Here is a 12618-nt window from a genome sequence, read left to right as displayed (position 1 = left end):
AACATTCATTTGTATAGTAAAAATTTGACGTGGATGCATATTCTTGTATCTATATCTAAATACAGATATATAATCACAAAATGATATCGTTCCATGCCACGTTGAGTGAGTCTTTGGTGACGAGACATATGAGTTGAATGACTAACGCAGGAGAAGGGAAAATAGTCACATACAGATATTATATTTAGCCTATAAATTAAGTAAAAATCATGTCTCATTTTTAAATAAGGTTCCTTTACACTTAACATTCCAGATCCAAAGATGGTAGTTTCCTTTTTACAACGTCCTTATTGGCGCAGAGTAGTCCTTTACTGCACCTCAACTCTCCCGTCATCACGTAAATTAGTCCACACGCAAGGGCCTGTATTACTCCGTTCTTAGAATTCCTTGCCATTTCAAGGGCCTCGTTTGCCTTATCTAATGCGTGTTTGGCCCCTAGCTTGAACGAAACTAATGCGATCTCAAAAATTATCTCAGACTGAGAATGTTTGCATTGAGAATCTGCGGCCATGAGCGAGTCCAATGATTCCTGCAGTTTTCCTTGCTTCTCTAATAGAATCCCTTTGAAAAGTGAAGCTCTCCAGTCTTTTATTCCTTCAAGGATTTCTATTGCATTCTCGGAATTCCCTTGTAAATCGTAAGCCTTAGACAAGCACAGGGAAACTTCGACCCTATTTGGCTCATTTTTAGCCCACTTCTCGGCAACGCGAAGAAGAGAATTACCGTCGCTCAACTTTTCACAGAGCTCTGTTGCTATCTCGTCTGGTAAGACATCCAGTCTCTCCACGTACTTCACTGATTCAAAGTAGTCCCCCTTCTCTATGGCAAGCATAGCCAAGTTAAGTAACGCCTCCTGGTTCCTTCCGTCAAGTGAGAGGGCCTCCTGGAACAGCTTCTGGGCCTCTTCTCTTCTCCCTAACCAGGAATTTATTATTCCTTCTCCTACCTTCCTCATGGAAGGGTCTCTGAACTTCTGAACTTCGTTCCATGCTAAGTTGATCTCGTTCGCCTTAAGGAAGCAATTCACCCTGGCCTCAGTTCCCAGATCGTTGTCCATTTCCTCTAATATCTTCATACAGAGATTGTACCTTTTGTTGTCAGCGAAATAAAGCGCAATTGATACGGCCTCGTCGTCTCCAACGGCATTTCTTACCATCTCAGGAGAATACTGCATGATGAGGCTAAGAGCGTCCTCGTCTTTTCTAGCCTTATATATTTGGATCAGTATCTCTATACCTTCCTTAGTCTTACCCTGGTGAATGAGTTCCAAGGCTTTACCTATCATAGACTCTGCCTCGCCTTCTTTCACGTCATCTTGTTTCATGTTGACCCTTTTGAGATGGTAAAGTGAACTTAATAACGTTTAAAATTAACGTGCTATCAATGAATTAAGAGTATGTTAACTTCACCTCCTATCACAATCCTTCATTCTCCATATATGCAATATGCATCTCTAATTAGACTTGCTAGTGAAAATGAAGAAGTCTAGTCAATATAGAAAAGTATAGAGGGTAACCAGGAAACCCGCGTATGTACAATATTTATTAGATCTCTAAGTCTTTACAAGTACTAACTATATAGTATTATCATTTTCTTAGGATCAACTTTAATTGAATAGAATTCATATATCTCTGATTTAGGATTAATTCTTTTTAGTTCTTTCTTTATTATTTCAGCTATTTCCTTCCTAGTAGAATGTACAACTATTGCAATAACTTTAGAATTGAGCTTTAGGAAGTGATCTACATATTTTTCTACACTATCTACAAAATCTAAATTAATTTCAGTTTTCTTTTCTACTCCCAGGAGCCCAAGCATCTCTTGCACGCAGTCTTCGACATCAGGAACGTACTCTAGCATACTTTATTAATATCTTCTAGCCTTATTAAGTTTTTGATAAATTCTCTTGGATGTCTATAATAGTTAAGTATAGATCATTTAGGAGGGAAAAACATTAACTTTTTCTAGAAAGTTATCACGACATATCCAGAGTTCACATATTTCGCTATCCTCTCTCCTACTGGAGCTAAAGTGATCCCCTTATCCAATATGTCATCCTTTACCCCTGCCTTATCAGCAGAGTAAAAACAGGCTGAATCGACTACTCCCACTTTAGACAGTTCCTCCAAGTTTACTGATGACTCCTCGTCAAGGGATATCAAGTTCCTTACTGAATTCCCTAAAAAGATAACTTTCACATCTTCATACCTCTTGTTCTTGAAAGAGTTCAGCGCTATTGTAATAGCGCTTTCCAACATCTCCTTAGAATATATAAGAAATAATACCTTAGCCATGCTCTAAGATATATGATTTTTTATTAAAAAATTTTCTTTAATTTAACGTAATATTTCGATCACGTCCCTCTTTTCATTGAATTATAGAATTGATCCCTGGACGGAATGAGCCAAGTGATCGCATATGAAGCAGGGAAATGTGGTTTATAAATCTCCGAAGTTAGGGCAACGTAATCCGGACTCTTATCCACCTTCACGGGTATGTCCATGTCTATATAGTTGTCCGCAAGATTCATAGTCGAAGAAGAGGAAAACGAACCTTTTACATGAGGAGAAGGATTTAAAGGATACGTGGGAGGAAATCTGATGTGAATCCTAGCGTACCATGTAGGATAAGAGATCCTTATAGCCTCAACCTCTTCTGTATCCTCTTCGTCATCATCCCTGAAAACCCGATGTAGATGAATATCGGTCTTAGTGTAAAGGTATTCTTCCACATCCCCTGCTTCTAGTGGGGGAGAATATCTGAAGTTTAATTTTATGAGAACGCTTTCATCTTTTAGATTTAGAATTTTTCTTTCTACTGTATAATTTTTTCTTATTCTTGATTTGATTTGAATATTGATTGAGTCAATTACATTCTTTATGACGTCCTCCGAGAACTTAACGTAATGGAAGGAACGTTCTCTTGTCTCTATCCTTCTTAGAGGTATTGCAACAGTGGTGAATGTCCTTGTCGTATCCCCTTCTGAGTTTATTTGCACTGTGAGATCGGTTTCACAAAAGACTAGTTCGTAAGCAGAAAATAGTTGATTATCCTTCACAACTCCTAAATCCCTAAGTAACTTCATTCCTATTGCAGAGCATCTCTGACCTGACGAAAGGGCCTCAACGCATTTCCTAATCTCCCTACACTCTTTCGACATTCATAAATATGGTAGTCTGTTAAATTAAAAAATTATTTCTGTATTTAGTTTTCACTAAGTATATTATCTTTTTAAAAAAAAGAGGTAATAATATATAAAAAGGTTGCTAGTAAATATGAAAGAGAGATGGATCACATCTGCTTGAAGTTAGCCGAGATCTATGCGAACAAAAGCTTGAATAGTAACGATCTACAAAGAGATATGCTGAATTTTCTAGAAATCAATAGAGTAATAAAAAGAAGAAATAATATCTTTATATTAATAGAAAACAAGGTGAACGTATTAAATTTCTCTACTAAAATAGTTATGGATCATGAGAAGGATACCCTAGTTATGAGCTCAATCAAATGTGTCCTTTATGATACAGATTCGTTCATTATCCCTATATGCAGTAACACTGAAAACGTGCTTACAAAGATTAAAGTTAAAGACCAATTAAAAAATGTGAAGGAAGTAGTTAAGGGAGTAAGGGAATGGAGAGTGAGAACTGATACCAGGATCAAAGGGGGGTCGGTAGCGAAGGTTCTAATGAAATTCAAAAACCTTGATGACAGGGTATGTTACTTCTGTGAACTCGACAAATCCGTGCAGGTCAGGATAAGAGACGAAGAAGGCAAGAAAATAAGCATGTATATATTACCGAACGTAATGCTCGATGGCAACGTTATCATGGTTAGAGAGGAGAAGGTTAAAAATGGAGAGGTTAATTTTAGAGTTAGAAACTGTAATAGAGGATTTGCCTACATATTCAAGTGATTAGGCTGCATATATGCCTTCTTCAGCTATATACTTCTTTCTAGCGATCTCCATGAGGTTGCGTGTGAAGAGAAGAGCATATATCACTACCACTACTGCAAATATAAATGATGCCCATGATCCTAACGCTAGATTCCCCGTAGCGGTAGCGTTATCGATTATAGCCATAACTCCGTGCGTGGCAATTAAGTTGTAATTGTTGTATATTTGAGGCCAGTATTCCCCTATAGCAAGTCCTCCCCAAGCGCTGTTCACTGTAGACGATATACCTGCCACAAGGTAAGGCATAGTACCGGGTAATATGATCTTCCTCATTTTGGTCCAATAGCCCATGTTGTAATTCTGCATTACCTCCCAGTACTCAGAGGGTAAAGCCTTAACTCCCATCCAGAAACTGAAGAACACGTAGTAGAACGTGCTTATGAAACCCAAGAGTATTATGAAGAACTCGTCTTTGAAAGGACCAAACACGTTGGTGTAACCGTAAAGGAAGCCGAACAGGAATGGGAAATAAGCAGGAGCAGGGAAAGCGCTGAAAGCTTGAATCAGAGGTATGAATATCCTGTCTAGAGTATTGTGAATAGCTAAGTAGTATCCTAAAGTTATGGAGAGTAGGAACGCTAACACGGTGATGAAGGTTACCCTCAAATAGTCGTATCCGAGTCCTACCAAAATTGACGGGACTTGAGATAAGAGATACGACCATGTACTACCGCTAACCGAAGTGATCACGGAGAACGCCCCGTACACTATGGCTAATAGGAGGACAAGCCCTATCATAGCTCCGACGTAATTCAACCACTTCCTTCCCTTCTCTTCCATGTAATACTCGTCCTCTTTTTCCTTGACAGAACGGTATGGTATCTTGTTAGTATATATTGATAACCTCTTTGCGCTAGAAAGAGTGTTTATGAGCCTTGCAGAGTTTCCGAAATGTATTCTCCCTCTCCTAGAGACAGGCAGGTTGCTGTCCAGTCCGTACTTCGCCACTGCGTAATTTGAGTACTCCCTCAGTAACAGGACTATCCCCGTCGTAAATATGCCCAGTACCAGGAGAGATAGCCCGACCAAGTTATAGTTCCCCTCATTCATGAAGTCCGTGATGACTGCTCCTATCCCGAAAGTTTGATAGATGTGAACTCCCACAGAGAAGACCTCACTCACCGTGATGTAGAACATACCGTCTGAGAAGCTGGGGAGCAGGTTAGTCGCTATCCTGGGAATGGAGAAAGGTATATAAACGTTCTTCAACCTAGCCAGTAAACCCATCTTATAGTTCTCAGCCACCTCAAGCATCTCATTCGGTACAGTCTTGAATGCCTGATAAGCGCCCATCCATATGTTCCACACTACAGCGGTGAAAACGAGGAAGTCAGCAGCTAATTCCACGCCTAACGGCCCTCCTATGTCTGTTACGAAGAATAGGAGAACTATAGGAAAGAAGGAAAACACTGGGACGGACTCTAACACCTCTATAAGAGGTATGTAGATGTTCTCAAAGGGTTTACTTTTCACGCTGGCGTAAGCTAAAAGCCAACCGCTCACTATCGAAAACAGGATCAGACCTAAGACTCTACCCGTGGTTGCCATGGTACCTAGAGTTGCTAGAACCACGGGGTTCATTTCCTCTCACCCTTCACCGGTATCGGAGTAAGCATTGAGAACAGTTTGTCCATGTATTCCTCAAACTTAGGATCATCCATTTTCCTAGGTCTCGGAATGTCAATGTAGATCTCTCCGACTATCTCCGCCGGTCTCCCGTTCATCACGTAAACTATGTCAGAAAGCTCCACTATCTCCTTCAAGTTATGCGATACCATGACCACGCTACTCAGGCTATTTTCCTCGTTAAAGAGAATATTGTAAACCTCGTTCCTGAGACCTTCAGCGGTAAGCTCGTCTAGGTGACTGAACGGCTCGTCCATAAGTAGGACTATGGGGTCTACAGCCAAGGCTCTAGCTATGGCTACCCTTTGCCTCATTCCACCGCTCATTTCCTTGGGGTAGAAATCCTCAAATCCCCTCAAACCGACTAGCTCCAGCATCTTCCTTGCGACTTTCTCAGCCTCAGCTTGGCTGACTTTCTTTACGCTCTTCACTGATAGGGCTACATTCTCGAGAGCGGTCATCCACGGAAATGTAACTATGGACTGATGAATTAGAGAAATCTTAGGTGTAGGTTTCACAACTTTCTTTCCCAAAAGTAGAACTTCGCCCTCAGAAGGAGTGATGAAACCACCAAGGTTTCTAAGCAGGGTAGACTTGCCAACGCCTGAAGGACCTGTAATAGAAACGAACTTCCTTTCAGGCACATCAATGTTTATATTCTGGAATACCTTGTATTGATTCTCGTATATGAAGCCCAGCTTCACCGTTTTCAGTATCGTTCTTCCAACTCATGCACCTATGCTTACACGAGAAAACAAAACCTTTAAATCTTTCTATCTAATATCGAATATTATTTTCTAGAGTTTATAATAGTCGCTTTTTTAAAAAAGATAGGAGCTGAAGTTTTTGATTCTACTTTGCTTTTGAAAAAATGATTGATTTCCTTTAAATCCTTTAGTATATAGGAAATCAATAGTATGATAATTATAATTACCATGTTTATTACAAGAGCTTCTCTTGGAAATCCCAACATCAGGGAAAGCAACATCAAGGTAGAGATTATTACTGTGACTGGGAAAAACGGCATAGTATATGTTCCGCGTATACCCCTTTTCCTGAAGTGAAACAAAGCTAGATTACTCATGATAAAGGAAAACATGAGACCGAAGTTACTTATTGCTGCTATTACATATATATTTCCTGCAAAGAAAGTAATAAATGCTATAATTGAAGAAACGATGGTTGCTACAGGAGCCACGTCCTTGGAGCTATCGTACTTTGCAAGGAACTTCGGTAAGTTCATGTCGACTGAGATCTGATAGAGAGTCCTACCAGAAGCTAACACCTTGGCCAGAGTAGCTGAAGCCGTAGCGATCATTCCTCCTACGTCAACTAAAACATGGAGCCAAGAAGGGGCGTGAGAGTAAGCCAAGGCATACGAGAGGGGATCAGCATCGATCTTAAACTGGCTCACAGGAACTAAGAATATCATTGAGATCACGACTAGAACGTAAAAGACCATGCTTATCAATACTGAATAGATCACGGACTTAGCAGCGTTTCTAGGTCCTCCCGTAACGTCGTCAGCAAAAGACGTTATGACCTGAAACCCGGTATACGCGAAAAATATTGCAATGCTAGAGGAGAAGAAAGGGAGCACTTCGGTCTGAGAAGGCGTTGAGGCGAAGTGAGAGAGAGAAGTGGAGAAAAGCGAAAGAGAATGAAAATATTATGAATACGGATAGAACGCTCAACTTGATTGCAACGAGTACAAGGTCAGTCTTGGCTGCCTTCTGAACTCCTGACAAATTAACTAAGGTCAGCACAACTACTAAAATAGCAGCAAAAATCAGTGAGAGAGAGGGTTCATGAAGAGCTGAGGAGAGATAAGATCCGAATCCCTCTGCCACCGCAGAAATAGAAGTAGAAAAACTGAAGTATACCATGATCCCAGTCAAGAGTCCCAATTCATGTCCAAATGCTTTGAACACGTAAGAATATGTTGAACCTTTTTCGTGGGGGAAAATTGTGGTGAGTTCTCCTAGAGACATAGCTACAAGAACGCTCAGTGCTCCAATGAACAGGAATGCCAAAATTGAGTACGACCCAGCCAGAGAGATAGCAGCCCCTGAAAGTACAAATATTCCAGCTCCTATTATTGCACCTAAGCCTACGGCAATGGCTTCTGGTACGGAAATTTCCTCTTTGCTCACTGCAAGTAAAGAGAAGAAAACAATATGTAATAAAGGTAATCTAAAGGAGATTTGAAGGCTAACGTGTAGGAAAACTTTCCAAAAGCTAACGTTTAACAAAAAGCAGAGCTAATCTGTAGACTAACCTAGTAAGGTTTCCTTTTTCTCTATTTAGGGAAGGTTTACTCTACTCGTTCTTACAGAAAAAGGGGTTAAGGGGGCGGAAAGCCTCGCCTCTCTGAGGCGGGGATGGATAGTCCCCTTTGTTTAAATATTAGTTTTTTTTCGAAATTCTATTGATGGCTAGGAGGGTTAAAGCGATCAGAGCTACTGTTTCAATGAAGATCGCTCTCTCTGAACCCCTCCTAGCCCTCGTGAACGACTACGTGAAAGCAATACGTTTTTCGTTATTTTGGTTGAAGGAGAACGTGAGAAATCCGGAAGAGAAGGGAGTGTTAGGAAAAGTCCACGAGGAGTTATACACGAAGTTAAGAGAGGAATACGACCTACCATCAAAGGTTGCTGAGGACTGTTATAGGGATGCTCTCGCGATATACAAGGGTTGGTACAATAACCCGAGAAGAGGACGTTTCCCGAGAGTGTACAAACCTACAGTGTGGCTACCCTAGAGCGAGCTATAGCGTGGACTTCGATAACATGACTGTTAGGATATAACATGACTGTTAGGATAGCGAGTGTTGGTGAAAACTACCACTGGGTTATCCCAGGAACCTCAAGGACTACATGAGTTGGAGGATGAAGGAGGCTAGGCTAGTGGTTAACCATGATAAGGCTTTCCTCAAGGTCGTTTTTGAGAGACCGAAAGAGGAAGTCGAAGCTAAATCAAGCGTTGCTGTTGATATCAATATGAACGAAATAGTTGTTGGCAAGGACGATACACACTACGTCAGGATTCCGACTCGCCTTCACGAGGTTCACCAGTGGAAGTCTTCAGCTGAAAACCTTCAAAAGAATTAACCCAAAGAGGTGGAGGGAGAACGAGAGGATTCTTCACAGGATTCGTTCTCTTCATCAAAAGGCTAAGAGGATTACGGAGGATGCTAGAAAAGTGGGAAAGTGGGTTGTTGAGGTTGCTGAGGATTTCGGTGCCAACGTTATCAAGTTAGAGAGAACCTCAAGAACCTGATTAAACGTGTTAACAAACTACCACTTGATCGGGGATAGGTTGTATTTGATGCAATATCGTAGGATTCAATATTGGGTTGAGTGGCAAGCTGAGAAGCGTGGCGGTCGTAGAATTCGTGAATCCCAGTTACTCTTCCGTTTCATGCCCTAAAAGTAGGAAAAGGATGGAGGAGATCTCTCATAGGTATTTTTCCGCTGTCCTTCATGCGGTTACGAGAACGACCGTGACGTTATTGCGATCATAAACCTAAATAGGGGTCTCTGACCCTCTCGTCTGCCCCTCAAATGAGGGATGTAAACCCGAATCGATGAGGGGAACCCTCGCCGTGGCGGGGAGGAAGTCAGTTTGAGCTTTCTTCAGCGAAAAAACTCTTTTAAACGTGGAGAGAAATTCACTTCAGTGAAGGATTTACTTTCGCTTTTCTATGAAAAATATGACGAAGCCTCAAACGAGAGTTTCCTGATCACAGCACCAACTGGGTCAGGAAAGACTCATCTAGCCAAGAGCCTCTTGGTAACCAGAAGCAAGGTTGTGGTATACGTCTCTCCATTAAAGGCGTTATCAAGAGAAGTATACCTCGACGTGATGAACAAGAGACAAGGGGTCATATATGCTGACTCAGAAGTCTATGAGAACGACTTGAGGACTTTTAACGGGGAAGTCCTATTGGCCACTTACGAGAAGTTCGACAGCGCAATAAGGCATAGGTACAAGTGGTTAAAGGACGTGAGCATGGTTATCATAGATGAGGTTCACAACGTTGAAGGGGACAGAGGTATACCGATAGAGAGCATCGTAGCCTGGGCAAAGGCTAACATGGTCCCCATTGTCGCCCTGAGCGCAACGCTTCCTAATGTCGAGAAGTACGCCAAGTGGCTTAACGCCAAGTTAATCGAGGTAAAGAAGAGGAGCGTCCCTCTTCATGAATGCGTTGCTTACCCATACGTCCTGAGGTGCTTCGATAACGGTTTCGACACGGAGCTGGACGTACCTAACCTGAGTAACTCCAAGCTAGCAGTACTCCTGGGCGTGGTGACATACGTCACGGGGGCCTTGAACAAGAACTGTCTGGTATTCGTGAAGAGCAGAGCTTCAACGGAACAGCTGAAGAACACTCTGATGAAGTTCGGAGTTCACGCCGAGGCTTACCACAGCGGGTTAGCCTACGACGTAAAAAAGAGGATCGTTGAGGACTTCAAAGGAGGGAGACTGAACGTCCTGATCTCTACGACTGCTTTAGGCCAAGGAGTTAACTTGCCCGTATTCTCTACAATATTTTATGATACGGTGTTACCAACTACAGACGATAAGGGAAACTTCACGGGTTGGCGTGACCTAGACCCTATGGAGTTCAGGCAGATCGCTGGGAGAGCTGGGAGGCCTTCCTACGACAAGGAAGGAATAGCAGTGATAGTCACGGACACGGTAGTGAAAGCTGAGAGGTTTTGGGAGAAGTTCTTCCTCTCTAAGATGAAGGACGGAGATAAGAGGGGCAAGACTGAGAACCTTATCCTTGGAATAATTTCATGGGCTGGAAGAATAACAGAGGAAAACCTCAAGAAAACACTTGAGGGTACACTCAAGTTTAGAGATGAAACTACAAAACTGGAGGAATACTTAAAGAAGCTCAACGACCTTGGGTTGATAAAGAAGGATAAAGAGATAGCATTGAGCGAGCTGGGAGTAGCTGTCTCCATGAGTTACATAGACGTAGACTCAATCAGGGGGCTAGACCTTGAAGGAAAGGAGGAAATAGTGAAGACAGTAACCAACGCTCCTGACGTCGTAGCGTCTCTCAGAGGTTGCAAGGAAGGCGAGACGTTCCTAAGGAACTGGGCTTCTGGAGAGAACATAGATAACCTCTGCCCGAAACTGAGCTCCAAGGATCTGGAGGAAGTGATCTCAAACGCGAGGTGGATTTCGTTCGCATATTTCAGACTTCTGAAAGCGTTGGACAACCCTAAGTACGAAGAGGCGTGGAGGTTCCACGTTTCCTTGAAGAACGGCTTTCCCTACGAATATAGGGGTATCTCTAAACTCGGAGTTGATAGAGGCACGGCCACAGAGTTGATTAAGAAGTCTAAATGCGAAGATGAAATTGACGTATGCATCATGATGGGGTCGCCCTCCTTCAGGGGGATGATGATCAGTAAGGGATACTCAGACGTATGCAAGAAAGTTTACGGCGAGTTCCAGATAGTTTATGATATGATGAGATGTGTCGAAGAATACAGAGGAAAGGTAGTTCCGAGGAGAGAAATAATCAGGAAGTACGGAATGGACTCCTATGAGGAACTTAAGAGGAGAGGATTTATCACAGATGTAGATAAGAACACATGTGAAGTTCATGACAGCAGACAAGAAAGGAAAGACGTTGAGAAACAAGAAGAAAGGTAGGAGACCTTGGCATACCATGAAGTTCTCTAAATAGACTGACTGTTGTAAGAACGCGGATCCTATAACGTTCCATGACGTTGTGCATGATTTTATTGAAATTACTGTAATATGTAAATTTTTGGATAAATTACATTATTATACCAAACTAAGACTAACTAGACGAAAGTGTATAATGCAACTCTGATTTCTCCCCGCCCTGAAGGCGAGGGTTCCCCTCATCGGTTCGGGTTTACATCCCTCATTTGAGGGGCAGACGAGAGGGTCAGAGAACCCCTCCCATTGAGGTTCATGATAGCAATAACGTCACGGTCGTCCTCGTAACCACATGGACATGAGAACCACCTGTGTCCAGTCTCTACCATCTTCTGTCCGCACTTAGGACAGGACGTTGAGGAGTACCTGGGGTTAACGTACTCGACAATCAATCCGTGCTTCTTAGCCTGCCATTCAATCCAGTACTGGACACGACTGTACTGCATGAGGCACAGCTTGTCGCGGTACTCCTTAGGGAGTCTGTTCACGTTCCTTATCATGTTGGTCAATTTCTCTAGCTTTATAACATTAGAATTGAAATAGTTTGCAACTTCCACGACCCACTTCCCTACCTTCCTTGGTTAATCCTCCATGATCCTCCTAGCCTTCTGGTGGAAGGAACGAATCCTATGAAGGATCCTTCTGTTCTCCCTCCACATCTGGTACTTCTTCTGAAGGTTTTCAGCTAAAGACTTTTGATGGTGGGTTTCGTGTAGCCTTGTTGGGATCCTAACGTAGTGTTTGTCGTCCTTACCTACTACTATTTCGTTCATATTCACGTCAACAGCAACACTCGACTTAGGTTCAACGTGTTGTGGGCCTCTCTCGAAAACGACCTTGAGAAAAGCCTTACCGTCCTTTACGACGAGCCTAGCCTCCTTAATCGTAAAGTTCACGTATTCCTTGAGGTTCCTAGGACGCCAGCAACTCTAACAGTTATCCTCTCCATGTCCACGTTATAACTTAACTTGGGTGTTAACCACACTGTAGGTTTGTACACTCTCGGGGACCTGCCTTTCTTGGGGGTTATTATACCAAACCCTTGTATACTGAAAGTGCGTCTCTATAACAGTCCTCAGCGATTTTTGAAGTAAGGTTATGTTCACTCCTTATCTTATCGTATAACTCCTCGTGGACTTTCCCCAACACTCCCTCCTCTTCTGGGTTCGGGACGTTTTCTTTCAACCAGAATAGGACATACCTTAATGCTTTCGCATAGTTATTAACAAGTGCTAGGAGGGAGTCTGATGAACCAATCTTCATTGAAACTGTAGCTCTGATTGATTCTCCCCTCCTAGCCGTTAAGCAAATTCAAGGAAAAAGGA

10 protein-coding genes and 2 pseudogenes are annotated in these 12618 nt (G+C 42.4%); 3 read left to right on the top strand and 9 right to left on the bottom strand.

What is annotated here, in order from left to right:
- Positions 1 to 241: 241 nt before the first annotated feature.
- The 4 genes from IC007_RS09730 to IC007_RS09715 form a co-directional block, all read right to left on the bottom strand.
- Positions 242 to 1324, bottom strand: coding sequence for a tetratricopeptide repeat protein (locus tag IC007_RS09730; protein ID WP_149528680.1), 1083 nt, complete (start codon positions 1322 to 1324; stop codon positions 242 to 244).
- A 245-nt stretch (positions 1325 to 1569) separates the two neighbouring features.
- Positions 1570 to 1860, bottom strand: a complete 291-nt coding sequence (locus IC007_RS09725; RefSeq protein WP_054846842.1) for a hypothetical protein — start codon at positions 1858 to 1860, stop codon at positions 1570 to 1572.
- 104 nt (positions 1861 to 1964) lie between these two features.
- Positions 1965 to 2294: a DsrE family protein gene (locus IC007_RS09720; protein ID WP_054846841.1), complete on the bottom strand. Its 330-nt coding sequence runs from the start codon at positions 2292 to 2294 to the stop codon at positions 1965 to 1967.
- Positions 2295 to 2353: 59 nt separating this feature from the next.
- Positions 2354 to 3160, bottom strand: coding sequence for a hypothetical protein (locus IC007_RS09715; protein ID WP_054846840.1), 807 nt, complete (start codon positions 3158 to 3160; stop codon positions 2354 to 2356).
- A gap of 444 nt (positions 3161 to 3604) precedes the next feature.
- Here IC007_RS09715 and IC007_RS09710 point away from each other — a divergent pair, with 444 nt between their 5' ends.
- Positions 3605 to 3916 (top strand): hypothetical protein, encoded by a 312-nt coding sequence (locus IC007_RS09710; RefSeq protein ID WP_156303868.1) that lies wholly within the window; start codon positions 3605 to 3607, stop codon positions 3914 to 3916.
- Here the strand turns inward: IC007_RS09710 and IC007_RS09705 are convergent, their stop codons facing one another.
- The 4 genes from IC007_RS09705 to IC007_RS14225 all read right to left on the bottom strand — a co-directional run bounded on the left by IC007_RS09705 (position 3917) and on the right by IC007_RS14225 (position 7737).
- Entirely contained in the window at positions 3917 to 5539 is a 1623-nt protein-coding gene (locus IC007_RS09705; RefSeq protein ID WP_054846838.1) for an ABC transporter permease subunit, read from the bottom strand.
- Positions 5536 to 6234 carry an ABC transporter ATP-binding protein gene (locus IC007_RS09700; protein WP_197736436.1) on the bottom strand — a complete coding sequence of 233 codons (699 nt, stop codon included), beginning with the start codon at positions 6232 to 6234 and terminating at the stop codon, positions 5536 to 5538. Before IC007_RS09700 ends, IC007_RS09705 begins: the two co-directional genes overlap by 4 nt.
- Positions 6235 to 6374: 140 nt before the next feature.
- The gene (locus IC007_RS14230) at positions 6375 to 7184 is read right to left on the bottom strand and encodes an APC family permease (protein ID WP_054846836.1); all 810 of its coding nucleotides are present in this window, start codon (positions 7182 to 7184) and stop codon (positions 6375 to 6377) included.
- On the bottom strand, positions 7162 to 7737 hold the full coding sequence (locus tag IC007_RS14225) for an APC family permease (protein WP_054846835.1): 576 nt from the start codon (positions 7735 to 7737) through the stop codon (positions 7162 to 7164). Before IC007_RS14225 ends, IC007_RS14230 begins: the two co-directional genes overlap by 23 nt.
- 278 nt (positions 7738 to 8015) lie before the next feature.
- Here IC007_RS14225 and IC007_RS13860 point away from each other — a divergent pair.
- Both IC007_RS13860 and IC007_RS09675 read left to right on the top strand, forming a co-directional pair.
- A pseudogene (locus IC007_RS13860) lies at positions 8016 to 9174 on the top strand (RNA-guided endonuclease TnpB family protein).
- 88 nt (positions 9175 to 9262) lie between these two features.
- A complete protein-coding gene (locus tag IC007_RS09675) occupies positions 9263 to 11260 on the top strand; it encodes a DEAD/DEAH box helicase (protein ID WP_149528677.1) in 1998 nt (665 codons plus the stop codon).
- Between the two features lie 215 nt (positions 11261 to 11475).
- On the opposite strand, the pseudogene IC007_RS13855 reads toward IC007_RS09675, so the two are convergent.
- Positions 11476 to 12556 (bottom strand): annotated as a pseudogene (locus IC007_RS13855) (RNA-guided endonuclease TnpB family protein).
- Positions 12557 to 12618: the final 62 nt, after the last annotated feature.

The sequence above is a fragment of the Sulfuracidifex tepidarius genome (assembly GCF_008326425.1).
Lineage (GTDB): Archaea > Thermoproteota > Thermoprotei_A > Sulfolobales > Sulfolobaceae > Sulfuracidifex > Sulfuracidifex tepidarius.
Note: the sequence above shows the minus strand (reverse complement) of the source record. Positions and strands in the feature narration are given on the sequence as shown.

What these genes read in the sequence shown, in the direction of transcription:
- IC007_RS09730 (WP_149528680.1), bottom strand. Translation starts at nt 1,324, where the DNA reads ATGAAACAAGATGACGTGAAAGAAGGCGAGGCAGAGTCTATGATAGGT.
- IC007_RS09725 (WP_054846842.1), bottom strand. Translation starts at nt 1,860, where the DNA reads ATGCTAGAGTACGTTCCTGATGTCGAAGACTGCGTGCAAGAGATGCTT.
- IC007_RS09720 (WP_054846841.1), bottom strand. Translation starts at nt 2,294, where the DNA reads ATGGCTAAGGTATTATTTCTTATATATTCTAAGGAGATGTTGGAAAGC.
- IC007_RS09715 (WP_054846840.1), bottom strand. Translation starts at nt 3,160, where the DNA reads ATGTCGAAAGAGTGTAGGGAGATTAGGAAATGCGTTGAGGCCCTTTCG.
- IC007_RS09705 (WP_054846838.1), bottom strand. Translation starts at nt 5,539, where the DNA reads ATGAACCCCGTGGTTCTAGCAACTCTAGGTACCATGGCAACCACGGGT.